Here is a 24,771-nt window from a genome sequence, read left to right as displayed (position 1 = left end):
CTCACGGCCGGTGCCCGGACGATCGGCCACGACCGGGCTTCCGGTCGGAGCCTTCTTCGTTCCGTGGCCCCTGCCGGCCCAGATCGGCAGCGAGCGCAGCCGCACCGCCGCCCGCGGGCCACTCGGCACCGTCGTGCAGCGGCGCCCAGATCGTGCGCAGCGGCATCACCACGAGCCGCCCTCCGGGCTGTTCCACCGTCACCTCCGCAGCCAGTTCGTGGAATCCCCGCCGCTCGTAGTAGGGGACGAGCCTCGGGCGGCAGAACGCCAGCGCATGCGCGGAGCCGAGCGTGCGCGCGTGGTCGAACGCGGCTTCGAGCAGGGCGCGCGCGAGGCTGCCGTCGCGCCTGCCGGGGGCGACGGCGAGGCCGCCCATGCCGACGACCGCGAGCTCCGCGTCACCGACGCTGAGCGGGATCGGCACCAGGCCGATGTGGGCGACGAGCCGGTCGTGGATCTCCTTGGGCCGGAAGGTCAGTCCGAGGTTGCCGACGCTGTAGGGGTCGTCGCCCGGGCCGAAGATCTCGTCCTGGTCGGCACGGGTGTACCGGGGCAGCCGGACGACCTCCGGCGGCCCCGGTAGCGGGCGCCGTGCGCCTGCGCGGCGTCCTCGACGACGGCCAGGGCGTGCCGTTCGGCGATCGCCAGCAGCGGATCCAGATCGGCCGGATGCCCGTACAGGTGCACGGGCAGCACGGCCCTGGTCCGGGGGGTGAGCGCCGCTTCGACGAGGGCCGGGTCCAGGGACAGCCCGTCCGGCGTGGGATCGACGGGCACCGGTCCGGCCCCGACGGCGGACACGGCCAGCCAGGTGGCGATGCAGGTGTGCGCGGGCACCACCACCTCGTCGCCGGGTCCGATGCCCAGCGCGCGCAGCGCCGGCTCCAGCGCGGCACTGCCGCTGCCGACCCCGGCGCAGTGCCCGTTGCCGCAGTACTCGGCGAACTCCGCCTCGAACGCCTCCAGTTCGGCGCCGAGCAGGTAGTGGCCGGAGGCGGCGACCCGGCGCACGGCCGCGTCGAGGTCGGCCCGCAGTTCCCGGTAGGCCGCGCTCCCCGTGCTCACCACGGGGTGGCGCCGACTCCGACTGCCCGTACATGTAGTAGACGCGCTGGATGGCGAAGTCCGTGGTCGCGCCGGACTCGACCACGGAGAGGGTGCCGCGTGGATCGACGTGTTGCTCCAGCCTGATCAGCCCTCGTCCGTGAGCATGACCAGCTGGAATGGTGCACCGGCGCCCCGATTCCACTCAAGGCACATTGCAGTTCGCGCGGCCCGACCGCACGTCCGGCGGACATGCAGTGAGGCTGCACAACAACCCGGACAAACACCGAGTTTGATGATCAATCAGATCATTGCGGCGGCACCCTCGATGACATCTCCGCCCTTGACCGACATCGGCCGGCCGGGTCGCAGGCCCTGCGGGCGACCACGAGCGTGTCCGAAAGATCGTGTAAGTCCCTGATGTGACAGGCTGGCCGGGGCCCGCGCTCCGGGCCCTGACCGGCCGGGACGGGAGGTGCACCGTGAAAGTCCTGCGACCCACTCTGGCGAAGGCCCCGTGGATGCTCGCGGCGCTGGTCCTCGTGGTCGGCGTCCTCCTGGATCGTTTCGCGCCCCAGCCGTACACGGGGCTCCCGCTGCTGGCAGCCGCACCGCTCATCGCGGGTGCCACGCTCTCCTTCCGCGCCGCGCTCGTCGTCGTGTGTCTCACGTGCGTGGCCTCGGTGTTGGTGGACGTCGATCGCGGGCGTCCGGCGACACCGCTGATCGTCGATCTCGCCGTGGTCGGCGTGATCGGCGTGCTGGCTCTCGCGGTCAACCGGCTGATCGTGCGGCAAGGGCGCGATCTGGCACTGGCCAGGAAGGTCGCGGAGAGGGTCCAGCGGGCGGTGCTCCCGGAGCCGCCGACGAACATCGGGCCACTGACCGTGGCCGCGGGCTATACGGCGGCGCAGGCCGAGGCGCGGATCGGCGGTGACTTCTTCGCGGTACAGGAGACACCGTTCGGGGTGCGGATGATCATCGGCGACGTGCGGGGCAAGGGCCTTGCGGCTGTGGCCGCCGTGTCGATCGCGATCGGAGCCTTCCGGCAGGAGGCCGAGTACGCTCCCAGCCTGGTCACGTTGGGACGGAGGATGGACGAGGCGGTGACCAGGCATACCGCCCGGAGCGGCCCAGTGCCCTCCATGGAGGGCTTCATCACCGCCGTGCTGGCCGAGTTCTCCGCCGACGGCGCGGTGGTGAGCCTGGTGAACCACGGGCATCCGCCCCCGTACCTGATTCACGACGGACAGCTCGCGCGGCTCGACCCGGCCGTCCCGCAGCTGCCCCTCGGCCTGGGGCTGAGCGATCTCACTCATGCCGGCTCCGTACCCGCCGATGTCGTGCGGCTGCCCCCGGGGGCCTCGCTGCTGCTGGTGACCGACGGCGTCACCGAGGCACGGGACAGGCGGGGGGCCTTCTACGATCCGCTCGCCTCGGAGCACATGCGCAGGCTGTTCGGTGACCCCGATGCGGTGGTGGATGCCCTCACCGAAGACGTCGGCCACTGGACCGAGGGCGAACGCGGCGACGACATGGCCATCCTGGTGGTCACCCGGTGCCACCGCCCTCCCCGCGTCGCCTGATCAGGGGCATGATCCTCGCCGGGCTCGACGACCGCACCAGCGCCCAGGACCACCTCCGCCACACAGGCCCTACAGCAGCATCGCCTCGAACTGGAACTCCGGTGCGGTCAGTGGCTGCTCGGCCCAGATGATCTTGCCGCGGGCCGTGTACCTGGTCCCCCACCGCTCGGCGATCTGGGCCACCAGGAACAGGCCCCGGCCACCCTCGTCCATGGTGGCGGCGTAGCGCAGGTGCGGCGCGGTGCTGCCGGCGTCGGAGACCTCGCAGACCAGGCTGGTGTCGCGCAGCATGCGCACGCGAATGGGCTCGGCGCCGTAGCGGAGGGCGTTGGTGATCAGCTCGCTGAGGATCAGCTCGGCGGTGAAGCCCAGTTCCTCCAGTCCCCAGGCGGTCAGCTGGTCGCCGCATGCGTTGCGGATGCGGGAGACGGCGGCGAACTCGTACGGCACGTCCCAGGTGGCCACCTGGGACGGCTCGAACAGCCGCGTGCGGGCGACGAGGAGGGCGATGTCGTCGCTCGGGTGCGGCGGGACCAGCGCGTCGGACACGGCCCGGCAGATCTCCTCCGGGGATCCGTCGGCAGGGGCCTGCGCCAGGGAGCGGTGCAGCGCGGCGAGTCCGTTCTCCAGGTCGCGCTCGCGGCCGGTGACGAGTCCGTCGGTGTAGAGGACCAGTGCGGTGCCGGGTGCCAGCCGGAGTTCGGTGGTCTCGAAGGGCAGGCCGCCCACGCCGAGTGGTGGCCCGGCGGGCAGGTCCACGTACTCCACGCTGCCGTCGGTGCGGACCAGGGCGGGCGGCGGGTGGCCCGCCCGCGCCATGGCGCAGTGCCCGGAGACCGGATCGTAGATCACGTACAGGCAGGTGGCGCCCGTGACCGCCCTCGTCCTGTCGTCCTCGGCGGGTTCTCCCTGGTCGAGGCGGGCGACCAGTTCGTCGAGGCGGGCGAGCAGCTCGTCCGGGGGCAGGTCGAGGGTGGCGAAGTTGAGGACGGCGGTGCGCAGTCGGCCCATGGTGGCGGCGGCGTGCAGGCCGTGGCCGACGACGTCGCCGACGACCAGGGCCACGCGGAAGCCGGGCAGCGGGACGACGTCGAACCAGTCCCCGCCGACGCCCCGCTGCGCGGGCAGGTAGCGGTAGGCCACCGCCAGGGCGTTCTGCTCGGGCAGCCCGCGGGGCAGCAGGCTGCGCTGCAGGGCCTCGGCCATCCGGTGTTCGCGGGTGTAGCGGCGGGCGTTGTCGACGGACATCGCCGCGCGGGCGACCAGTTCCTCGGCGAAGGAGACGTCCTCCTCCCCGAACGGTGCGGACTGCCCCGCGCGCCAGAAGGTGGCCGTGCCCAGGGTCAGGCCGCGCGCCTTGAGCGGCGCGGAGATCAGCGAGTGGACCCCGTACGCGAGGATCCGGTCGGCGGTCCGCGGGTCGCGTGCCCGCCAGGCGTGTGCCTGGCGCAGGTCGTCGGCGAGCGCGGCGCGCCCACTCCCCAGGGCGAGGGCCTCCGGTGTGCCGGGCAGCGGGCTGATCTGCGAGCCCACCGGGTAGAACGGCCGGTCCTCGCGGATGCCGCCGGCGGCCACCCGGCGGATCCGCGGGCCCCCCGCGACGCCCGTGCCCGGGAGCGGCTCGTCTCCGCGCAGCACCGCCTCGGCCAGCTCGACCGTGACGAAGTCCGCGAAGCGTGGCACCACCGCGTCGACCAGCTCCTGGGTGGTCCGCACGATGTCCAGGGTGGTGCCGACCCGCAGCCCGGCGTCGTAGAGCAGCTTCAGCCGGGCCCGCGCCGCCTCGGCCTGCCCGGCCAGCGCCCGCAGCTCGGTGGTGTCCCGGATCGTCGCGACACTGCCGGCACTGCCGCCGAACGGCGCGGTCGGACGGTTGTTCACGGCGAGCAGACGCTCCTCGGCCGGGTACACCTCGTCGGTGGCGGCCCGCCCCGACACCAGCAGCTCGGCCAGCCCGGGATCGAGCCCCAGCTCGGTGACCGGCCGCCCCTCCAGCTCGTCCGGCAGCTCCAGCAGCCGCCGGGCCTCGTCGTTCGCCAGCACCACCCGCCCGTCCCCGCCGACGATCAGCACGCCCTCGCGCACCGCGTGCAGCACCGCGTCGTGGTGGTCGTACATCCGCGTCATCTCGGCCGGGCCCAGGCCGTGCGTCTGGCGGCGAAGCCGCCGCCGCACCAGCACCGCCCCGCCCGTGCCCACGGCGAGCGCGGCCGCCGCGCCGCCGAACAGGACCGGCAGCTGCCGGCTCACCGCGCCGGTCGTGTTCTTGACGTAGTACCCCACCGAGAGGAACCCGGCGACCGAACCGTCCGGCCTGGTCACCGCCACGGTGGTGTCCACATCGGGTCCCAGCGGTATGTTCTCGGTCGTGGTGTACGGCCCTTTCAGGGAATCCTGGTAGTCGCCGTAGACGTGCTGTCCGATCAGCTCGGGATGGGCGGTCTGGGCGTAGCGGGTCCCGTCGGTGCCGAAGATCACGATGTAGTCGAAGCCGCCGCTCTTCTGCACGTCCACGGCCAGGGGCTGCAGCACCGCGGGCGGATCGGCGCTGTCCAGAGCAGCCGCCAGCCCGGGATAGCGCGACAACGTGACGGCCGCGGCGCGCGTGCTGTGCCCGGCATCACTGATGGCGTAGCTGCGGGCCTGCAGGATGAGCGTCGTCAGCGCAGCGCCGACCAGCAGCACCACCACGACCAGTAGCCACAGGAACACCTGCCCGGCGACACTGCGCGCCCGCAGCCGCGAGCGCAGTCGCCCACGAGCGGACCGGTGTTCCTCCGGTCCGTCCTGTGCCTTGCTCAAGGGCATGCTCCCTGTGTGCGTCCGGGCTGTCCCCGCGCATCCGGGTCCCCTCCTCCACGCTGCCACCCGGCCCGAGGAGACGCACGCGCGAAGGCCCCGGCGGGCAGGACGGATCGCCGACCGGGAACCGGCGGCTGCCCGGACCGCTCAGCGGTCCGGGCCTTCGCCGTCCGCCCCCGCGCGTCCGCCGTCGGACGCGCGCAGCGCCTGCGCCTCGGCCAGGGCCTGCCGCGAGAGCGGCATGTGCCGCCAGCCGTCCCGGCAGGCGGGGATCTGGGGGCGCGCCAGGCGCGCGGGGCGTTCCAGGGCGCTCGTTGCGGCGCCGTCGGCCATGGTCCGGGCCGACCCGGGCGGCGCGAACCGGTGGCGGGCGATGACGGCGCCGGTGGGGGTGGCGATCGACAGGTACGGCTCGTCCAGCCGGTGGTGGACCGTCACCAACGCGCCGGCGAGGTCGGGCTGGACCGCATAGAAGCTGTCGCGGTACGGCACCAGCCCCTGGGGGTCGACGACCCGGTGCGTGCACAGTCGCGCGGGGAAAGGGGTGTCCGGCAGGGCCGGCAGCCGATGGTCGTCCTGGGTGTCCTGGCACCGTGCGAGCCGATCCAGCTCGTCCTGGGCACCGGTCAGCCAGATGTCACGCGCGGAGCCGTTCCACCAGTCGCGCAGCACCGCGCCCCGGGCCTCGTCCGGCGGGTCGACGTGGTCGGCCGGACCGAGCTGGACCGCCGCGCCGTAGTAGCGGGCCACCTGCGCGAAGGCCGGCTTCGGCTGGCCGGTCGAGACGGTGCACGCGACCGGCGTCCGGCCGAGCCGCCAGCATCCGGGGGTGCCACCGAACCGGCGCAGCACCCGGTCGATCGCCTCCACCAGGTGCGGGAGGTCGTCGCCGTCGCTCAGCACGCCGCGCCAGCGACCGGAGGTGGTGAGGGTGCCGATCAGCAGCTGCACGTGGGTACCGCACCCCCACCACGCCGGCGGGGCGGGCAACCGGAGCCAGTCGAACCGGATCTCCTTGCCGCCTCGTGACGCGTCCACCGGCCCGCCCGGATACCCACCGGGCGGGCAGTGCGTACAGGGCTGACGCAGCACGTGCCGACGGAGCGCCCGGGTGAAGGTGGAGTAGGCGCCGACGTAGCCGAGCTCGACCACCTCCGCGAACAGCCGGGTCGCCAGGAGGTGCGGGTCATCGGCCAGCCGCTGTCGGCAGTAGGGCAGGAAGAGCAGGAACGCGTCCGGCGTCGCACTGCGCACGCCCGCGACCCGGCCACCGCCGAGGTAGGACCGCACCGTTTTGCGATCGCGCCCCAGATGCCGGGCGATCGCCGAGATCGACCAACCCTGGAGATGCAGCTCCCGCATCTCCAGATATTCCTTCCTCGCGAGCATTCCAGTCCCCTTGCCGAAACCGGCTAAAAAATCATGCCGGGTGCATGTGGATGGCGGATTCCTCCAACGAGCCAAAGACCTTACATGAGTATCCGGAAGATGCGAAGCGGGCAGGATGTCTACACCACTGATTCGTTGAGAATTCCGGGGAGGACGCGGCCTCCGCGCGCGCCACCCCGTCGCGCCACCCGGGGAGAATCGCCAAGCAGGTGCGGGCAGTTATGAACATATGACCACCATTCCGCTGGGTGGGGAATTTTCGGGAGCACCATACGGACTCTTTAATCCGGCAGCCCTGGTGGATCGTCCGAGGAATTCCATGTAGCATGTCCGAAATGAGCTATTAAAGGTCGCCCGGATTGCGGATATTCGATGGGCCATCCCCGTCGTTGACCCGGACATGGGTGTAATTCGTCAATGGCAAAATTTGCCCCCGGCAGACCGGGAGCCCGTATGCAGCGTCGGCAGCTGGCTTTTTGTGCCCGACCGTCGAAATGCCGCGGGAGACGTGCAGTGCGGCTACCTGGCCCGCAACGGGGAGCGCGTCGTCCTGGCGCACTGCTCCCGGCTGCTGGCCGACTTCCTACGGACGATCCGCCACCTCCAGGAGAGCCACGCCCAGCGTGCCGGCTCCTCGGCCCCGGCCGAATGCTGACCCGCGCGACTCGGCGGCGGGCGAGCAAGGCAGCGGACGGCACAACGTTGGGAGATGGCGATGTACGACCCGATGGGCGAGTCCTCCGCCTGGTTCGGGACCGGGGCCAGCGTCCTCGGCGTCCCGACCACCGAGGGATGGGTCAACTGGGACAGCGGGCAGCCCGGGCAGCCCCACCCCTACGCGGTGCTGGACGACCTCAGCCTGCTCGACACCGTGCCGCACCACGCCTACGCGTCGCTGGACGACCTCGACCTGCTCGACACCGTGCCGCACCAGGCGACGCGGGAGCCCGCTCCGTCCGTCCGGCACCGCCGCGAGCAGTCGGCGACGTCGTGGCCGCTGGTCTTCCGCAAGCTGTTCGGGGTGCTGACGGCCGTCACGGTCACCGCCGTCTGCGTGCTGGACTGGATGCTCTGCTACAACCCGCTGCGCGACCTCGCCGGGTCCCGGGTGCCGCACGGAATGGACCACCTCTGGCCGGTGATCATCTACGGGCCGTGGCTGGTGGGCAGCCTCTCGACGCTGCGCAGCACGCTGGAATCGCGCAGGCTGGTGCACGCGTGGGTCGTGGTGGTCGTCTTCTCCGGCATCGCGACGGGGTTGTGCTCCTTCGAGGTGTACCGGACGTCCCTCGATCCGCTCGACATCATCGTCGCGGGCCTGCCGCCGATCACCTCGGCCGTCTGTCTGCACCAGCTGGTGCGTCAGATCGCATCGACCTCTCGCCCCCGCCGTCCGTCGCCACGGCACACCACCCGGGTGTCGCGGCGGCGAAGGCGCTGAGCCCGACCGAGGGCCCGCCCCCGCAGGCCCGTCCAGCCGTCGTCGCGCGACCGTGACACCGACCGGCGGATGCGGGAAACGCTGATGGCCCCTGGTCCCGTTCGCCCTGGTCACGTTCGCCCTCAACCCTCCGTGCCGCCGATCCGAGCGGCAGTCGGACAAGAAGACCACCCGGGCCGCCGGCCGCGGTCACGGGGCGGAACGCGGTCGACGGTCTCGGGGCGTCTCCGCGTTCTCGATGGCCCCGACCGGGTTCCGGTCGGGGCCATCGTCGCTCCCGACCCGGTCCCCCGGCGCGGCGGCGGCGATCCCCTGTCGATACGGGCTTCTGCTCGGCGGGTCGGGTATGTCATCATGCGATGACATCGTCTGATGACATCGCATGATGACAACCGTCAGACACTCGATCTCCGACAAGGGAGGGCGCGTCCATGGAGACCCGAACGGGCCTGTCGACGCGACGTGAGCGGGCCCTGGTGCCCGTGCTGGTGTTCCTCAGCGCCGTGGTGGCGGTGATCAGCAGCCTCGGTGCGCCGATGATCCCGACCATCGCGGCCGTCGACCACGTGTCGCTCGCCGAGGCGCAGTGGTCGCTGACCGTCACGATGCTGGTCGGGGCGGTCGCCACCCCGGTGCTCGGCCGACTGGGCGACGGGCCGGCCCATCGTACGGTCACCCTCACCGCCGCCGCCATGGTGGTGGTCGGCAGCGTGCTGGCCGCGCTGCCGCTCGGGTTCGGCTCGCTGATCGCGGGACGCGCGCTGCAGGGCGTCGGGGTCGGGCTGACCCCGCTGGCCATCGCCACCGCGCGGGACGCCCTGCCCGGCGCGGCCTCCCGCTCGGCGGTCGGGCTGCTCTCCATCACCACCGTCGCCGGCGTCGGCCTCGGCTACCCGATCACCGGCCTGATCGCCCAGTCCTTCGGCATCCACGCGGCCTTCTGGTTCGGCGCCGTGATCAGTGCGCTGGCCCTGGCACTGGCCGTTCTGGTCCTGCCCCCGACGACGGACCGCGAACGGCGCCCGCTGGACACGCTCGGCGCGGTGCTGCTCGGGTTGGCGCTGGTCGGACTGCTGCTGGTGCTCAGCGAGGGCGAGAGCTGGGGCTGGGGCAGCGCCCGGCTGTGGACGGTGGCAGGCGTCTCGGTGCTGCTACTGGTCTGCTGGGTCCGGCACGAGCTGCGCACCGCCCACCCACTGGTGGAGCTGCGCAGCCTGACCAACCCCGTGGTGCTGACCGCGGACGTGGCCGGTCTGATCGCGGGCGTCGGGATGTACCTGCTGCTGTCACTGGTGATCCGCTACGTCCAGACCCCGACCGGCACCGGCTACGGCCTGGGCGCCTCGGTCGTGGTGGCCGGCCTGGTGCTGCTGCCGTTCTCGGCGCTCAGCCTGCTGTCCAACAAGGTGGTCCCGACCCTGGCCCGGCGCACCTCCTCCGCCCTGGTGCTGCCGCTGGGCTGCGTGGTCTCGCTGATCTCGGTGCTGTTCTTCCTGTTCGCCCGGAACCACCTGTGGGAGCACCTGGTGGTGATGGGGATCGCCGGACTCGGCGTCGGCTGCACCTTCGCCGTGATGCCGGGGCTGATCGTCAACGCGGTGCCCGCCGACGAGGTCGGCAGCGCGGTCAGCTTCAACCAGCTGCTGCGCACCGTCGGCTACTCCGCCGGCAGCGCGCTGTGCGGCGCCGTCCTCCAGGCGCACACCGCGCCGGGCCGACTGCTGCCCGCCGACAGCGGCTACCGGGACGCGGCGCTGATCGGCTGCGCGGTGTGGGTGGTGACCGGGCTGACTACGATCGTCCTGCCGCGGCTCAGTGCCGCGACCGCCGCCCGCAAGGGTGCCCGCGTGGACGAGGAGCTGATGGTGGAAGAGAGCATCGCCGACAGCGTGGCCGGCGAGGCCGAGGTGCCCGTGCTGCGGGCCGGAGCCGAGCGGTGACCGAGGCGGCCCCCGGGACCGACGGGCCCGCCGTCGCGGACGGCGGACAGCCGGAACCCGCGACCCCACGGCGCCGGGACGCCGCCCGCAGCCGGGAGCTCCTGATCCGGGCGGCGATGGAACTCTTCGCCGACCGCGGCTTCGAGCGCACCACCATCCGGGAGATCGGCGACCGGGCCGGCGTCGACCCGGCGCTGATCGCCCGCTACTTCGGCGGCAAGACCCAGCTCTACCTGGCCACCGTCCGCATGGAGCTGGGCGACTCGGCACCGGCCGACCTGCTGGACGACGACCGCCTGCGCACCCTGGTGGAGCGGCTCACCCGACGCGGCCCCGGTCCCTCCTTCATGGCCGCGGTCCTGCCCGGCGACAACACCGAGGTCCAGCAGTCCGCGCGCACCTACCTCCACGAACGGATGGTCGAGCCGCTGCACCGCCGCTTCGCCGCCGAGCACGTGGACCGCCCCCAGCTGCGGGCCGAACTCGCGGCGGCCGCCTTCGCCGGGATCATCCTGGCCCGCTCCAGCGGGGCCTTCGCCGAACTCGCCAAGGCCGCGCCCGAGGAACTGCTGCCACTCCTCCACGACCTCCTGGCCGCCAGCCGCCCGACCGCCTAGCGGGGGAGGGCGGCCCGCCCTCCCCCGCGGCCCCCGGGCCGGGCCGTCGTCCTGGCGGACCGGTCCGCTAGGAGGGCTGGTCGACCAGCAGCTGGACGCCGTCGAGGATCCGGGCGAGGCCGAACTCCAAGGGGTCGACCGGGTCGGGGGCGAAGGCGCCGGCCGCGATGGCGCGGGTGAGGGTGGGGAAGCGGTCGGCGTGGCGCTCCAGGAGCTCGCCGGTGAGGCGGTTCCACTCCTGGCTGTGCTGCTCGTCGAAGTCGAGGTCCTGCTGGACGAGCGTGCGGACCAGGCCCGCGACCAGGACGAAGACCCGGTGCTGCTCGGCCACGGTCAGCCCGCTGGGCTCCAGGGCGGCGAGGGCCGCGTCGAGCCAGCCGAGCTGGTTGGGGCCCAACAGCTGACGGCGCATGGCGGTGGCGGCCAGTAGCCAGGGGTGGACGCGGTGGGTCGCCGCGGACCGGCGGGCCCACTCGGTGATCCGCTCCCGCCAGCCGGTCCCGGCCGTCGACAGGTCGGGGGCCTCGGCGAGCACGGACTCGACCATCAGCTCGATCAGTTCGGCCTTGCCGGGCACGTAGCGGTAGAGCGCCATCGCCGAGACGCCGAACTCGGCCTGCGGCTGGCCCGCAACCACCCCGAGCTGTACTCGGGTTACGTCGGCACCGACCAGAACATCATCGACGGCGGCCGGGAGCGCTCGGCCTACGACGCGCTCGTGGGCCGACTGCGCGCGGCGGGCCGGAAGAAGGAGAAGGAGCTGGCCGCCGCCCTGGCGATGGGCGCCGACCGGTCGACGTGGACCACCAAGGACGTCGGCGAGTACAACAAGCTGGTCCTCACCAGCGACCCGCTCTCCTTCGACACCATGAAGACCGTGGTGGTGCGCTCGCTCCGGTTCTCGCCCCTGCACACCCTGCGCGGCCTGCGGTCGTACCTGAAGGCCATGGAGTTCTCCGAGCGCCTCCAGCTGGAGGCCGCGGCCTTCGACGAGCGCGCCGAGGGGACGGAGTTCCGGATCCCGTTCTTCGTCTTCCAGGGCGACAGCGACGTCCTCACCCCGCCCGAGCCGGCCAGGCGCTTCTTCGACGAGGTCACCGCCCCGGTCAAGGAGTTCGCGCTGATCCGGAACGCCAGCCACTTCGCGAGCTTCCGCCACCCCGACCGGTTCCTCGACCTGATGCTCACCGTGGTCCGTCCGGCGATCACCGCCCAGCCGGTCGCGCGCTGAGCGCGGCGGCAGCCGTCACTCGGCCACCACGGCTATCTCGTGGACGGCGTTCCGGTCGCCGGTGAGCGGCTGGACCCGCCCGGCGGAGTCGGTGGCCCGGCAGCGGACGCGGTGCGGGCCCGGGGCGAGCTCGCACCGGAGCCGGAAGCGCTGCCAACTGGGGTGCGGGCCGCGCCGGTCCAGCTCGGCGGGCTGCCAGTCGGCGTCGTCCACGGCGATCTCCACGGCCGTCACCTCGGTGGAACTCCAGGCGTAGCCGGCCAGTTCACAGACTCCGGCCGGGACGGACCGCCCGTCGCGCGGGGTGAGCAGCTTGCTGCTGACGTCCTTCTCGCGGACCGGACGGGCCTCGCTCTCCCCGGGCAGGACGCGGGTGTACAGGCGGGTGGTGAAGAGGTGGTCGGGGCGCTCGGCGGCCAGCACGATCCTGGTCAGCCACTTGACCGAGTTGGTGCCGAACATCAGGGGCGCCACCGCGCGCACCGGATACCCGTGGTCGGGGCGCAGCGGTTCGCCGTTCATGGTGTGGGCGAGGACGACCTCGGCGCCCGCCCGGTCGAGGGGCAGGTCCTTGAGGTAGCTCACGCCGCTCTCCCCCGCGAAGTCGCCGCGGTCGGCGCCCTCCAGCCAGACGTGCCGGGCCTCCGGACGCGGGCCGGCCAGCTCCAGCACGGCGGCGAGCGGGACGCCGGCCCACTCCAGGTTGGTGACGGCGCGGGTCGGCACATCGGGGCGCAGCGGATTGCCGAAGCACTCGTGGACGGCGGTGAACCGGGTCTGCGGCAGGCCCTGGAGGCTCGGGAAGTCCAGCCGCAGGGGTCGCTCCACCAGGCCCTCGACGGTCAGCGCCCAGGTGGCCGGGTCGAGCCGCGGGTGCGGGCCGAGGTGGTTGCGGACGAAGACGTCCTCGACCGGAGTGGTGAAGCGGTCGGGCGTCTCCGGATCGGTCCTGATCATTCGTCATGCCCCCGTGCAGTGATCACTGTTGCCGTGATCGACGGTACAAGGAGCCACTGACAGCGGGCCTTCCGGTTGCAGTTCAGGCCCTGGAGGCCCGTGCCTCCGCCATGAGTTCGGCCACCGTGGCCGCCTTGTGGTCCGAGTAGGCGAGCAGGCGCCCGGCGGCCCGGGCGGCGGCCCGCTTGGCGCGGGCGTAGCGGACGGCCGCCTCCGGGTGGGCCCGCAGGTGGTCGCGGAACAGCAGGTTGTCGGTCCACAACCGCCCGCGCAGTACGACCACATGGACGTTGGCCGGCTGCTCCGAGCGCCGCCTCAGGTACTCGCGGCCGGGGACGCCCGCCTCGCCCAGGTGCTCGAAGCCGAGCCCGCGGACGTACCCGACCACCGCGTCGACGTCCCCGGCCGCACAGCCGATCTGGACGTCGAGCACCGGCTTGGCGTCCAGGCCGGGGACGGAGGTCGAGCCGATGTGCTCGACCTCGACGTACGGGCCCGGCTCCCCGAGCCCTGCGGTGAGCTGTTCCACCAGGGCCCGGCCCCGGATCTCCCAGGCCGGGTCGTACGGGACGAGGTGGACCGGTTCGTCGAGGTCGGGCGCAGTGGACACGACCAGGAGGGTAGCGGCCACGGGCCCGGGCCGGCCGACCCGGATGTCCGATTCCTTCAAGACCCCCCGCCCGTACCCCGCCTAGCGTGGCGACCATGAACAGCACACCCGCACCGCAGCTCGCCTTCTTCGGCCTCGCCGTCTCCGACATGGCCGCCTCGGTCGCCTTCTACCGGCGGCTCGGCATCGCCTTCCCGGAGGGCTCCGAGCAGGCACCGCACGTCGAGGCCGAGCTGCCCGGCGGGTTGCTCCTGGTGCTCGACGCCGAGTCCACCATCCGTTCCTTCCACCCCGGCTGGCGGCCGCCGACCGGCAACGGCCGGGCCGCGCTGGCGTTCCGCTGCCAGAGCCCGGCGCACGTGGACGCGGTGTACGAGGAGCTGACCTGCGCCGGGTACCACGGCGAGCTCAAGCCCTGGAACGCCTTCTGGGGCCAGCGGTACGCGACGGTGCGCGACCCGGACGGCAACGGGGTCGACCTGCTCGCGCCGCTGGCGCAGTAGCTCCACCGCGCCGGTACTACAGCAGTGCCGTCACCGGCTGTCCCGCCAACTCCCGCACCTCGCGGGCCAGATGCGCCTGGTCCGCGTAGCCGGTCCGGGCCGCCGTCTCGGCGAGCGGGACGCCGGAGCGGGCCAGCCCGAGGGCGCGCTGCAGGCGCAGGATCCGGGCGAGGGTCTTGGGGCCGTAGCCGAAGGCGGCCAGCGAGCGGCGGTGCAGCTGGCGGGCGCCGAGCCCGACCGCCTCGGCCGTCGCCGCGACGGTGCGCCCGGCCGCGAGCGCTCCGGCCACCGCCCGTACCAACGGGTCCTCCGGCTGCGCCTCGGCGGCCAGGCGCAGCGCGAGTCGCTCCAGCGCAGCGGCCGGGTCGGGCGCCGCGTCGATCCGCCCGGTCAGCCGCCGCACCTCGCCGCCGGGGCGCAGATCGGCCAGGTCGACCCGTTGGTCGCGCAGCGCACAGGCCGGCACCCCGAGCAGCGCCGGAGCGGCCCCGGGCCGGAACCGGACGCCCGCCCACGGGCCCCGCGGCCCGGGTCCGGGCCGGAACGCCCGGGTGTCGGGGCCGGCGACCAGCAGCCGACCCTCCGTCCACAGCAGGTCCATGCAACCGTCCGGCAGCACCAGCCCGCCCGCGCCGTCGCCCGTACGGTCGGCGCCCTTCGTCCACAACACCGCTCCGGGCAGCCGGGACGCGCGCTCCGCGTAGTCGGTGAACACGCTTCGAAGGCTACGCCCCGGACGGGCCGACGGGGCCGACGGGCCGGGTGAGCCGACGGCCCCGGCCGCGCGGGGCAGCCGGGGCCGGTGGGGTACGGCCGGCGGGGCTCAGCCCACCGGCTCGACGGCGGGCTCGGTGGACTCCGCCACGGCCTCCTGGCCGCCCGTGCCGCGGTCGCGCATCAGGACCAGGGTGAGCACCGCCGCCGTCAGGACGGCGACGCCGCCGGCCGTGAAGGTGGTCGAGGTCGCGGTGTTGAAGGCCTCGCGGGCGGCGTTCGCCAGGGCCCCGTCGCCGGTGGAGGCCGAGAGGGCGAGCGCGTCGGTGACAGCGTGCCGAGCAGGGGCGGGGGCACCGGCCGGCATCGAGCCGGTGTAGGTGCTGGAGAGCACGGTGCCGAGGACGGCCACGCCGAGCGCGGCGCCGGACTGCTGGATGGTGTCGTTGAGCGCGGAGCCGACTCCGGCGTGCTCGCCGGGGATCGCGCCCATCAGCGCGTTGGCGGCGGCCGGCATGCCGAGGCCGGCGCCGACGCCCAGCACCAGCATGGCCAGGGCGACCTTGGTGAAGCCGTCGCCGACCGAGAGCGTGGCCAGCAGGGCGAAGCCGCCCGCGATGATCACCATGCCGACCGAGGTCAGTACGCGCGGCTGGAGCTTCTTGCCGAGCACGGCGCCGATCGCGTTGAAGGCGAGCGAGGCGATGGCCAGCGGCATGAAGGACAGGCCGGCGTCGGTGGGCGAGAACTCCAGCACGAACTGCAGGTACTGGGTGAGCACCAGCATCAGGCCGCCGGTGGCGAAGGTCAGCAGGACCAGCGAGAAACTGGCGCCGGTGAAGACCCGGTTGCGGAACAGCTTGAGCGGGACCATCGGCGAGTCGGTGCGAACCTGCCGGACGCCGAAGCCGATCAGCGCGGCCACCGCGACGGCCAGCGCGCCGAGGGTGCCGGCGTCGGTGAAGCCGTTCCGGGGCAGCACGATGATCGACCAGACCAGGGCCGTCATGCCGACCATCGAGAGCAGCATCCCGGGCAGGTCGGGTCGGCGCCACGGCCCCTTGGACTCGGGCATCAGCACGACCGCCGCGACGATCGCCATCGCCGCCACCGGCACGTTGACCAGGAAGACCGCGCCCCACCAGAAGTGCGCGATCAGCGCGCCGCCCAGCACCGGGCCGCCGATCAGGCCGACCATGGCCACCGCGCTCCAGGCGGCGATCGCCTTGGGCCGCTCCTCGTTGTCGAAGACGGTGATCAGGATGGACAGCGTGCTGGGCATGATCAGTGCGCCGCCGACACCCATCAGGACGCGCCCGGTGATCAGCTGGCCGGGGCTGGTGGCGACCGCCGCGACCAGGGAGGCGGCGCCGAACAGTGCCAGGCCGGTGATCATCACTTTTCGCCGTCCGAAGCGGTCGGAGAGGCTGCCCGAGGTCAGCAGCAGCCCGGCGAAGACCAGGATGTAGGAGTCGATGATCCACTGGATGTCCTGCGCCCCGGCCTTGAGGTCCTCCGCGATCGGCGGGACGGACACCGTGAGCACCATGTTGTCGATCACCAGCACCAGGCTGCTGAGACAGAGCACGACCAGGATGAGCCAGCGACGCGGGTGACGTTCCACCGTGATCCCCCTTCGGTTTCGGCCGCGCGAAAGTGTCGTCGAGGGCGCACCGTCCGCCCACCCCGGCCGTACGGTGTGCGCCACTCCGAACACCGTACGACTGCCGCACAGTGTTCGCAACGCCGTACAGCGTGCGGCGCGGCTTATGCTGAATCGGAAGAACCCGGACCGAGAGCGAGGAGGGCCGATGGCGGCCAGGTCAGAGGACACATCGTCGGACGGTCGACCGGACCCGACCGGCTTCCAGTCGCCGTGGAACCGCCCGCCGCGGCGGCGGGACCAGCCCGCCCTCAGCCGCGAGCTGATCGTCACCGAGGCGCTCGCACTGCTGGACTCCGACGGCATCGAGGCGCTGAGCATGCGCAAGCTCGGCGCCCGCCTCGCCGCCGGCGCCACCTCCCTCTACACCCACGTCGCCAACAAGGACGAGCTGCTCGCCCTGGTCGTCGACCAGGTCTTCGGCGAGCTCCCGCTGCCGCCGGCCGAGGGCGCCGAGGACCCCAAGGTCTGGCGCGCGACCGTCGTCGACTGCGCCGACAGCGTGCGCGCGGCCATCCTGCGCCACCCGTGGATGGTCTCGGTGATCGGCGACGTCGGGATGGTCTACCTCGGCCCCAACTGGCTGCGGGTCTCCGAGGCCCTCCTGGCCCTGATGGAAGCGGCCGGCTTCGAACTCGTCGAGGGCAACGACGCGATGAGCGCGGTCATGGGATACACCATCGGGACCGCCTGCGTGGAGGCCGCCTGGCTGAGCGCGCTGACCAGGAGCGGCCAGGACGAGCGGGTGTGGATGGAGCAGCTGCTGCCCGCCGTCCTGGAGGCCACCAAGAGCCATCCGCGACTGCACCGGCTGTACACCACCCAGGTGCAACAGGAGGTCAACGAGGGCAGCCGGGACAACAGCTTCATCCGCGGCGTCGGGGTGATCCTGGACGGCATCGAGGCGGCCCGGGCCGCACAGGGCAAGGGCTGAGCCCCGCCACCACGGCCCGGGCGGCGCACCGCGAACGCCTGGGCCGTCGACCGCCGACCAGTGCCGATCTCCGCCGACCACCGCCGAGCAGCGCTCAACTCCCGCTGAGTGCCTGCACCTCGGCGTACCCCGGCACCGGTCCGACCGGACCGCCCGAGGCGACAGCCGCCGCCGTGGCCACCGCCGCCGCCAGCGCCGCCCGATAGAGCAGCGAGCCCAGGCTGACCCGGGCCACTCCGAGCTCGGCCAGTTCGGCGAGGCCCGGGCCGGTCGGCGTCAGCAGGATGTTGAGCGGGACGGCGACCCGGCCGACCAGTCGGGCGATCACCGCCGGTTCGGTCACCCCGGGGACGAACACGCCGTCCGCGCCCGCCCGCTGGTAGACCTCCAGCCGCCGGACGGCCTCCGGCTCGGGGTCGTGCTGCCCGCACCAGTAGGTGTCGGTGCGGGCGTTCACGAACAGCTCCGGCGCGGCCGCCTTCACCGCCGCGACCTTCGCCGCGTGGACGGCGGCCGGTGCCAGCGTGCCGTCCGCCCGGCCGTCCTCCAGGTTGATGCCGGCCACCCCGGCCTGCGCCAACTCCACGGCCAGCACCGCGACTTCCTCCGGGTCGTCACTGAAGCCGGACTCCACGTCGACGCTGAGCAGGAAGTCGTCGCGGCCGAGCCGACGGGCCAGCCGTACGGTCTCCGCGCGGGTGGCGGCGGCACCGTCTGGCAGGCCGGCGGCGGCCGCCACGCCCAGGCTGGTGGTGCCGATCGCCGGGTAGCCCTCGGCGGCGAGGGCGACGGCCGAGGCGTGGTCCCAGGCGTTCGGGAGCAGCAGCGGGCGGCCGGGGCGGTGGTGCAGCGCGGCGAACGGGGTCATCGGGTCACCTCCGGGTTCAACTCGCCGACGGAGTCCGCGTAGTAGCCGGACGCCCCGGCGAGGTGGCAGACGATCTGACGGAAGCTCCAGCCCGCCCCCGGCGAGTCGTCCAGGTGCTTCTCCGGCAGCGCGGCGACCCGCTGGGACCAGATCCGACCGAGCCGGGTGAGCCGGCTGCGGGCCTCGTCCAGGTCGGCGACGGTGAACGGCGCGAGGTCGGCCGGGGTGGTGACGTCGGAGGCGTGCCAGTGGTCGGGCTCGGCCGGCTCGCCGACCAGTCGTGCCTCCAACTCGGCCAGGTGGTCCAGGAGATGGTCGGCGACCCGACGAACCACCTTGTGCGGGGTGTAGGTTCGCCTGTCGGCGTTCACGATCGGGCGCCCGTCCCAGGTCGTCCAGGTGGCGGCGAGACCGAGGACGTGTTCCATCATCTGCGGGATCAGGGCGGCGAGTTCGGCCTGATCGACGTCCTGGGAGGGCGGCACCGAGTCGTCCGCCGGATCCGAGGAGCCGTACAGGATGCCCTCGGCGATGACCAGCGCGTGCGAGCGGCCCGGGCAGAGCCGGGGCTCGGCGCCGAAGGCCAGCGGCTCGCGATCCGGCCACTGGGCGGCCGCGACGTCCAGCAGGACGTGCGCCCCGGCGGGGACGGCGACCCCGCCGACCTCGGTCGCCCGGGCGGCGAAGCGGCGCATCTCCCGTACGGGCGAGTCCTCCCGCAGGGCGCCGGCCAGGCCGTCGGGGTGCCGCCGGGCGTGCTCGACCAGGGTGGCCGTGGCGTCACAGGCCTGGACGAGCAGGCCGATCCGGTTGGCCGCCGTCTCCTCGTCGGCGTCCCCCATCGCGGGCAGCAACCGGGCGACCGCCGCGTCCGCCTCCGGGTCGTCCGGCGCCGGTTCGAAGTACGCCCGGGACACCGCTTCCACGTCCCGCGCGACGGCCTCCGGCTCGGCCAGCCCGAGCGCCGCCGCCAGCACCCGGACCACCCGCAGCCGGACGTCCGTCCCGTAGCCGCCCGCCGCCGCGACCCGCAGCGCGGCCGGGTCCAGCCGTTCCAGGTCGGCCAGCACCAGCGCCCGCCGCCGGGCGTGCGGCCCGCCCGCGCTGAACCGGGCGACGGCGGCCCGCAGCCAGGCCACCGTGCCGTACGGCCCGGGCGTCGCGGGCGGCGGGACCAGCGCCGGGTCGGCCAGGGCCGCGGTCACGTCCTCGTACCGGGAGAACTCGATTCGGATCACCGTGGGATCACTCATGCGGCCATCGTGGCCCCGGCTCGTTTCGGTCCCGGCCGAACTGTGCCTGCGCGACCATGGCGGTATGCCCGACCATGGACGCATGCCGCCGGCCCACCGGGGCTCCTCGCTCGCCGCCCTCGCCGCCCTGCTCGCCGACCCCACCCGCGCCGAGTTCTGCTCCGCGCTGCTCGACGGCCGCGCCTGGACGGCCGGTGAACTGGCCCGGACCGCAGGGGTCGCGCCGTCCACCGCCAGCGAGCACCTGTCCCGGTTGATCGCGAGCGGGCTGCTGGCCGAGGAACGGCAGGGGCGGCACCGGTACGTCCGACTGGCCACCCCGGCCGTCGCCACCCTGATCGAGGACGTCACCGTCTTCGCCGAGACGGTCTTCGCCGAGGCCGCCGAGCTGCCGGACCGGGCACCCCACACCCTCCGCGAGGCCACCCGGCAGAGCGCCGAGGCCCGCGCCCGGACCTGCTACGACCACCTGGCCGGCCGCCTCGGCGTGGCCGTCGCCGACGCGCTCCTCGACCGCGGCCTGGTCAGCGACGACGCAGGCCTCGCCGTCACCGAGCGCGGCCGCGCCTGGCTGGCCGCGCAGGCGATCGAACTGCCGCCGCGCGCAGGCCGCCCCGGCGGGCGCCCGGTGGTGCGCGGCTGCCTGGACTGGACGGAGCGCCGCAACCACCTCGGCGGGGCGCTGGGCGCGGCACTCTGTCGCACCGCCCTGGACCGCGCCTGGGTGGAGCGGATCGGCTCCGGCCGGGCCGTGCGGGTCACCCCGGACGGCGGCCGGGCGTTGCGCGAACTGCTCGGGGTCGAGATGTCCTGAGCCCGCGAGGCGCTCTGAAACCCCGAGGCAGCCTGAACCCTCTCGCTCCCGGCTCGAACCAGGGCGCCGGCGGCAGCGGGTTTGCGAGGCCCAGGTCGGGCAGGTCGCGGTGGTTGCCCAGGGTCTCGACGAGGTCCTCCCGCTCCCCCGTCAGACGTCCACGGTCCTGGGCTGCTCGCCCACGGTCCGGCCGAGGTCGATCAGGCCATCTCTCAGCCCTGGTCCGTGACGATGCGGGCGCGCGCCGGAAGGCGCGCGCGGCCCCCGACTCGCCAGCCCAGCCACGACGAGGCGCACCCGCGCGGGCTTGCACGCGCGGGTGCGCCTCGGGTGCGCCTCGGGTGTGCCGCCTCAGTTCGCCGGGACGGCCCCGCTCAGCGGCGGGCGCAGCGAGGCCGTGCCGAGGCCGGTCGGTCCGAGCGGCACCGCGCCGGTCACGGCGGCGGCGCTCGGCCCCGGGTCCGGCGCGGCAGCGGGTACGGGCACCGGTGGGACGGGAGCCGTCGGAACCCTCGGGGCCGCCGCACCGGCCCCGGCCGCCGACGCCTCGGCCGCCTCGGGCGCCGCCGCCCGCGCCCGGACCGCCTCCGCGAGGTCCCGCTCGGCGCCGAAGTGCCGCTCCAGGTCCTCGGTGCGGTACCGGCGGCAGTCCTGGTGCCACTTCAGCACGCCCGCGATCCAGTTCTCCAGCTCCGTGACGTACCCGTCGAGCAGCTCCCTGGCGGCCGCGTCCAGCCCGAAGTCCTCGTACAGCACCGGGAGTTCCTGCTGTGCGACGTGCTGGAACTGCTCCAGCCGGGAGTGCATCAGGTCGTCGACGATCCTGACCGCCGACGGATAGTCGCAGTTGAAGAAGTTCTGCACCACCAGCACGATGTTGTGCAGCTCGCCCTCGTACTCGATCTCCTTCTGGTACGAGAAGACGTCGTTGATCATGCACGCGTAGTCCATGGCGGAGTTCTCCAGCGCGCGCATCGAGCCGTGTCGGTACACCTCCTCCGGCACGGGCTTGCCGTGCGACAGCCGGCTGAGGCCCGTGGTGAGCTCGGAGCCGAAGGTGGTGCGGCGCATCTCCAGGTAGTCGACCGGGTCCGGGACCCGGTTCTGGATCTGGTTGCTGAGCTCCCAGATCCAGCTGTCCGTCATCACCTCGACCGACTCCCGGAACCTGCCCCGGGCCTCGACGGTCATCGGACCGGCGGTCCGCTCCCAGATGTCGGCGAGGCCGCGCTCCAGCGCGTTGACCGGCTCGGGCACAGGGCCACCGTCCAGCGGCATGAACAGCGACAGCCGGGCGTTGGCGGCCTTGGCGCCGGCCAGGTCACGGGTGCGCCCGAAGACCTTCGGGTAGTAGTCGTCCGCCCAGGTGCCCCAGGCCAACCAGGCCGAGGAGACGTCGAGCTGGTCGGCGGTGGCGTCCGGGTGGATGCCGGCCGCGCAGAGCGGGAGGTCGTAGTCGCGCATCGACTCGGCGTCCCAGATTCCGGAGCCGGGGACGTCGGGGTGCCCGGCCAGCATTCCGACCCGCTCGGCCCACTCGATCACCCGCTCCCGGGCGCCGTCCAGGTGCGGGCTCAGCGACAGGCTGAACGGCAGCTTGAACTCGGGCAGTCTGGACGGGCCGACGGGCTGGAACGGCACGTGGCCGTGCGAGCGCGCCCGCCGCTCGGCAGCGGGGGCGGGGAGGGCGGCGGGGGCCGCCGCCTTCTCAACTCCCTTGCGCAGGACGTCCAGCGCCGAGGTTCCGATGCCGCCGATCGCGTACCGGTCCCACCAGTTGCCGGAACCCGGCAGCCCGGGCAGCCCGCCGCCCGTTCCGGGCGTCGCGTCGTCGGCCGAACCCGCCGCCGCGCCACCGCCGTTCACACCTCCGCCGTTCATGTAGCGACTGGAGCGCATGTGCCACTCGTGCCCGCCGGCCTGCCAGTCCTGCAGGCCCTTGACGTACGCCATCACCCGGGCGCGGCCCTCGGCGTCGAGCCCGGTCTCCGCGAACAGCACCGGCAGTTCGGTGAACACGGTGTTCTCGAACTGCTGGAGCCGCGAGGTGAGCAGGTCGTTGACCGCCTCGGCGGCCTCCTGGGTGGAACACTCCAGGAAGCGCTCCAGCACCAGGATGCCGTTGCTCAGCTCGCCCTCGTCCTCGACCTCGCGCTGGTACGAGAAGATGTCGTTGCGCAGGTGCACGCCGTCGGAGAAGGCGTCCATCAGCACCCGCAGCGCGCGCGAGCCCGAAACCTCCTTCGGTACCTCGGCGTCGGCCGCGTACTCGACCAGCTGCGCGGACCACGGAGCGCCGCCGACCTTGCGGCGCATCTCGATGTACTCGACCGGGTTGGCCACCCGGCCGGCGTTGATGTTGGAGAGCTCCCACAGCGACTCGTTGAGCAGATTGCGGGTGCTCTCGGCGAAGCGGATCCGCCAGTCCTCGCCCATCGCCGGCACGGTGCGCCGCCACAGGTCGGCCAGGCCCGCCTCGACCGGGTTCTCCGGCTCGGGTGTCGGGGTGGTCGGGTCGGCCGGCATGAACAGCGGCAGCCGGTCGAGGTGCGCCTTGCCGCCCTCGCGGTCGTTGGTGCGCTTGTACATGTCGAGGAAGTGGTCGTCGAAGAAGAAGACCCAGACGTACCAGTCGGTGACCAGCGACAGCGCCTCGGCGGAGGTGTCGGGGTGGGTGTAGGAGCAGAGCAGCCCGTAGTCGTGGGCCTCCAGGTCGGCCTGGTCCCAGATGCCCGATCCCTCCAGCATTCCCATCTCCCGGGCCCAGTCGGTGGAGTGGGCCCGTGCCTCGTCCAGATGGGGGTTGAGGCGCGCCGGGTGCGGCACGTAGAAGGACGGCAGTTCGAACGGCTGGGTCACGGCGGGCGAGCCTTTCTGGACGCGTCGTTTGGACCAAGAATGACCCGCCGTCAGGTCACCGCACCGGCACAACAGGAACAGTCATATGAAATGACCCACCTTCTCGTTCACCCCCACACCCACCCCACCGCAACACCCGCCCGGCCGAGCGCGCACCCAACTCCCCACGGAGACATCGGCTCAGGGGCGGACCGCTCGGCGGTCCGCCCCTGAGCCGATGGCCCCCGTCAGGCCGCGAGCCCCAGGATCAGGGAGGCGGCGGCGGGTGCCATGTAGATGAGGGGGAAGGGGATGTGGGCGTAGGCGCGGGCGCGGGCGACGGTGACGACGGCGCCGAGGAAGTAGAGGATGATGCCGACGGCGGCGGCGTAGCCGAGGGCCGGGACGGCGAGGCCGACCAGGAGGCCGAGGGCGCCGGCGGCCTTGGCGGCCCCGAGCCAGGTCCACCAGGCACGCGGGACGCCGTACTCGGCGAGGGGTCCCACGACGTACTCGGCCTCGGCGAAGACCGAGTACGCCGAGAAGCCGACCATGAGGGCGCCGAGGATGGTGACGATGGTGTGGGCGACGGACATTGGTGTGCTCCCCATTCGGTGACTGGTCGGTCGGACACAGCACTGACCCGGCGCGCGTCGCGGATGTGACCGGCGCGGACAAAAATTTTTCCGCGTCCCCTCCGAACGGCCCCCAACAACCGTTCCGCCAACGAACAATGCAGGCCTGGCAAGGCCGGGACACCAAGACTTCCCCGGCTACGGGCGTGTTGACGGCGTCCGCCCACGCCGCGTCCACCAGACTGGGCGCCGACCCGACGTCAACTCCGAGGAGGGCAAACCCCATGAACGTCACCGTCCGGCTCGCCCAGCAGCCCGAGGCCGACGAACTGCTCGGACGGAGTGCGCTCGCCGCGCTCGTCGGCATGCTGCTGGACCAACAGGTGCCGATGGAATGGGCGTTCACCGGCCCGCTGACCATCGCCCAGCGCCTCGGCCGGGATGACCTCGACGCCCACGAGATCGCCACCTACAGCCCGGAGGAGTTCGTCGCCCTCCTCTCCGCGAAACCGGCCGTCCACCGCTACCCGGCCGCGATGGCCAAACGGGTGCAGCAGCTCTGTCAGTTCCTCGTCGCGCAGTACGACGGCAACGCCGCCGCGCTGTGGAAGGACGCCCGCACCGGCAAGGAGCTGCTCAGCCGCCTCAACGCCCTCCCCGGCTTCGGCAAACAGAAGTCGCAGATCTTCCTGGCCCTGCTCGGCAAGCAGTACGGGGTGCGGCCGGAGGGCTGGCGCGAGGCGGCCGGCGCGTACGGCGAGGAGGGCTCGCACCGCTCGGTCGCCGACATCACCGGCCCCGATTCCCTCACCCTGGTACGGGAGTTCAAGCAGGAGATGAAGCGCGCCGCGAAGGAGGCGAAGGCCGCCGCCAAGCCCCGCACCACCTCCCGGACGACCGCCGCGGCCGTGCCCGGCACCCGCTGAGCCGACCGGAGGACGACGGCACCGAAAACCGATTGCCCCGCCCCGCTCCACCGGGCGACGCTTCCG

General features: G+C 73.1%; 23 protein-coding genes. 10 read left to right on the top strand and 13 right to left on the bottom strand.

The genetic code is table 11. From position 1 onward, the window contains the following. Position 1 precedes the first annotated feature (1 nt). Complete coding sequence (locus ACIRYZ_RS02015) at positions 2-424, bottom strand: GNAT family N-acetyltransferase (protein ID WP_402938527.1); 423 nt, start codon at positions 422-424, stop codon at positions 2-4. A 50-nt stretch (positions 425-474) separates the two neighbouring features. Then, complete coding sequence (locus tag ACIRYZ_RS02010; protein WP_402938266.1) at positions 475-1,065, bottom strand: DegT/DnrJ/EryC1/StrS family aminotransferase; 591 nt, start codon at positions 1,063-1,065, stop codon at positions 475-477. Positions 1,066-1,565: 500 nt separating this feature from the next. Here ACIRYZ_RS02010 and ACIRYZ_RS02005 point away from each other — a divergent pair, with 500 nt between their 5' ends. Beyond that, the gene (locus ACIRYZ_RS02005) at positions 1,566-2,630 is read left to right on the top strand and encodes a PP2C family protein-serine/threonine phosphatase (protein WP_402938263.1); all 1,065 of its coding nucleotides are present in this window, start codon (positions 1,566-1,568) and stop codon (positions 2,628-2,630) included. Positions 2,631-2,699: 69 nt separating this feature from the next. Here ACIRYZ_RS02005 and ACIRYZ_RS02000 read toward each other — a convergent pair whose 3' ends face one another. Together ACIRYZ_RS02000 and ACIRYZ_RS01995 are read right to left on the bottom strand one after the other, a co-directional pair. Next, complete coding sequence (locus ACIRYZ_RS02000; protein ID WP_402938261.1) at positions 2,700-5,438, bottom strand: SpoIIE family protein phosphatase; 2,739 nt, start codon at positions 5,436-5,438, stop codon at positions 2,700-2,702. A 141-nt stretch (positions 5,439-5,579) separates the two neighbouring features. Further along, entirely contained in the window at positions 5,580-6,794 is a 1,215-nt protein-coding gene (locus ACIRYZ_RS01995) for a Mu transposase domain-containing protein (RefSeq protein ID WP_402938258.1), read from the bottom strand. Between the two features lie 505 nt (positions 6,795-7,299). Between ACIRYZ_RS01995 and ACIRYZ_RS01990 the strand changes: the two genes are divergently transcribed. The 4 genes from ACIRYZ_RS01990 to ACIRYZ_RS01975 all read left to right on the top strand — a co-directional run bounded on the left by ACIRYZ_RS01990 (position 7,300) and on the right by ACIRYZ_RS01975 (position 10,819). Continuing rightward, the gene (locus ACIRYZ_RS01990; protein ID WP_402938256.1) at positions 7,300-7,476 is read left to right on the top strand and encodes a hypothetical protein; all 177 of its coding nucleotides are present in this window, start codon (positions 7,300-7,302) and stop codon (positions 7,474-7,476) included. A gap of 54 nt (positions 7,477-7,530) precedes the next feature. After that, positions 7,531-8,262 (top strand): hypothetical protein, encoded by a 732-nt coding sequence (locus ACIRYZ_RS01985; RefSeq protein ID WP_402938253.1) that lies wholly within the window; start codon positions 7,531-7,533, stop codon positions 8,260-8,262. A gap of 431 nt (positions 8,263-8,693) precedes the next feature. Then, positions 8,694-10,202, top strand: a complete 1,509-nt coding sequence (locus ACIRYZ_RS01980; protein WP_402938251.1) for an MFS transporter — start codon at positions 8,694-8,696, stop codon at positions 10,200-10,202. Then, complete coding sequence (locus tag ACIRYZ_RS01975) at positions 10,199-10,819, top strand: helix-turn-helix domain-containing protein (RefSeq protein ID WP_402938248.1); 621 nt, start codon at positions 10,199-10,201, stop codon at positions 10,817-10,819. Before ACIRYZ_RS01980 ends, ACIRYZ_RS01975 begins: the two co-directional genes overlap by 4 nt. 67 nt (positions 10,820-10,886) lie before the next feature. On the opposite strand, the gene ACIRYZ_RS01970 is transcribed toward ACIRYZ_RS01975, so the two are convergent. Beyond that, the gene (locus tag ACIRYZ_RS01970) at positions 10,887-11,456 is read right to left on the bottom strand and encodes a TetR/AcrR family transcriptional regulator C-terminal domain-containing protein (RefSeq protein ID WP_402938245.1); all 570 of its coding nucleotides are present in this window, start codon (positions 11,454-11,456) and stop codon (positions 10,887-10,889) included. An 81-nt stretch (positions 11,457-11,537) separates the two neighbouring features. On the opposite strand from ACIRYZ_RS01970, the gene ACIRYZ_RS01965 reads away from it, so the two are divergent. Further along, entirely contained in the window at positions 11,538-12,050 is a 513-nt protein-coding gene (locus ACIRYZ_RS01965) for a serine aminopeptidase domain-containing protein (protein ID WP_402938243.1), read from the top strand. A 15-nt stretch (positions 12,051-12,065) separates the two neighbouring features. On the opposite strand, the gene ACIRYZ_RS01960 is transcribed toward ACIRYZ_RS01965, so the two are convergent. Next, positions 12,066-13,007 (bottom strand): molybdopterin-dependent oxidoreductase, encoded by a 942-nt coding sequence (locus tag ACIRYZ_RS01960; RefSeq protein ID WP_393023159.1) that lies wholly within the window; start codon positions 13,005-13,007, stop codon positions 12,066-12,068. A gap of 82 nt (positions 13,008-13,089) precedes the next feature. Beyond that, positions 13,090-13,617: a GrpB family protein gene (locus ACIRYZ_RS01955; protein WP_402938240.1), complete on the bottom strand. Its 528-nt coding sequence runs from the start codon at positions 13,615-13,617 to the stop codon at positions 13,090-13,092. 95 nt (positions 13,618-13,712) lie between these two features. Between ACIRYZ_RS01955 and ACIRYZ_RS01950 the strand changes: the two genes are divergently transcribed. Continuing rightward, positions 13,713-14,120, top strand: a complete 408-nt coding sequence (locus ACIRYZ_RS01950; RefSeq protein ID WP_402938238.1) for a VOC family protein — start codon at positions 13,713-13,715, stop codon at positions 14,118-14,120. 16 nt (positions 14,121-14,136) lie between these two features. Here the strand turns inward: ACIRYZ_RS01950 and ACIRYZ_RS01945 are convergent, their stop codons facing one another. Further along, positions 14,137-14,835 (bottom strand): helix-turn-helix domain-containing protein, encoded by a 699-nt coding sequence (locus ACIRYZ_RS01945; protein ID WP_402938235.1) that lies wholly within the window; start codon positions 14,833-14,835, stop codon positions 14,137-14,139. 108 nt (positions 14,836-14,943) lie between these two features. After that, entirely contained in the window at positions 14,944-16,458 is a 1,515-nt protein-coding gene (locus ACIRYZ_RS01940; RefSeq protein ID WP_402938232.1) for an MFS transporter, read from the bottom strand. A 187-nt stretch (positions 16,459-16,645) separates the two neighbouring features. Between ACIRYZ_RS01940 and ACIRYZ_RS01935 the strand changes: the two genes are divergently transcribed. Continuing rightward, the gene (locus ACIRYZ_RS01935) at positions 16,646-17,431 is read left to right on the top strand and encodes a TetR/AcrR family transcriptional regulator C-terminal domain-containing protein (RefSeq protein ID WP_402938230.1); all 786 of its coding nucleotides are present in this window, start codon (positions 16,646-16,648) and stop codon (positions 17,429-17,431) included. Between the two features lie 94 nt (positions 17,432-17,525). Here ACIRYZ_RS01935 and ACIRYZ_RS01930 read toward each other — a convergent pair whose 3' ends face one another. Further along, positions 17,526-18,299: an isocitrate lyase/phosphoenolpyruvate mutase family protein gene (locus ACIRYZ_RS01930; RefSeq protein WP_402938228.1), complete on the bottom strand. Its 774-nt coding sequence runs from the start codon at positions 18,297-18,299 to the stop codon at positions 17,526-17,528. Next, positions 18,296-19,552 (bottom strand): hypothetical protein, encoded by a 1,257-nt coding sequence (locus tag ACIRYZ_RS01925; RefSeq protein WP_402938225.1) that lies wholly within the window; start codon positions 19,550-19,552, stop codon positions 18,296-18,298. The genes ACIRYZ_RS01930 and ACIRYZ_RS01925 overlap by 4 nt, the downstream gene beginning before the upstream one ends. An 82-nt stretch (positions 19,553-19,634) precedes the next feature. On the opposite strand from ACIRYZ_RS01925, the gene ACIRYZ_RS01920 reads away from it, so the two are divergent. Further along, a complete protein-coding gene (locus ACIRYZ_RS01920) occupies positions 19,635-20,366 on the top strand; it encodes an ArsR/SmtB family transcription factor (RefSeq protein ID WP_402938524.1) in 732 nt (243 codons plus the stop codon). Between the two features lie 351 nt (positions 20,367-20,717). Here ACIRYZ_RS01920 and ACIRYZ_RS01915 read toward each other — a convergent pair whose 3' ends face one another. After that, positions 20,718-23,225 carry a germacradienol/geosmin synthase gene (locus ACIRYZ_RS01915; RefSeq protein ID WP_402938222.1) on the bottom strand — a complete coding sequence of 836 codons (2,508 nt, stop codon included), beginning with the start codon at positions 23,223-23,225 and terminating at the stop codon, positions 20,718-20,720. A gap of 227 nt (positions 23,226-23,452) precedes the next feature. Beyond that, positions 23,453-23,800 (bottom strand): DoxX family protein, encoded by a 348-nt coding sequence (locus tag ACIRYZ_RS01910; RefSeq protein WP_402938220.1) that lies wholly within the window; start codon positions 23,798-23,800, stop codon positions 23,453-23,455. 263 nt (positions 23,801-24,063) lie between these two features. Between ACIRYZ_RS01910 and ACIRYZ_RS01905 the strand changes: the two genes are divergently transcribed. Then, the gene (locus ACIRYZ_RS01905) at positions 24,064-24,705 is read left to right on the top strand and encodes an HhH-GPD-type base excision DNA repair protein (protein WP_393023189.1); all 642 of its coding nucleotides are present in this window, start codon (positions 24,064-24,066) and stop codon (positions 24,703-24,705) included. Positions 24,706-24,771: the final 66 nt, after the last annotated feature.

It is taken from the genome of Kitasatospora sp. NPDC101155, from assembly GCF_044768305.1.
GTDB lineage: Bacteria > Actinomycetota > Actinomycetes > Streptomycetales > Streptomycetaceae > Kitasatospora.
The sequence above is the reverse complement of the archived record's forward strand: the minus strand, read 5'-3'. Positions and strand labels throughout refer to the sequence as shown.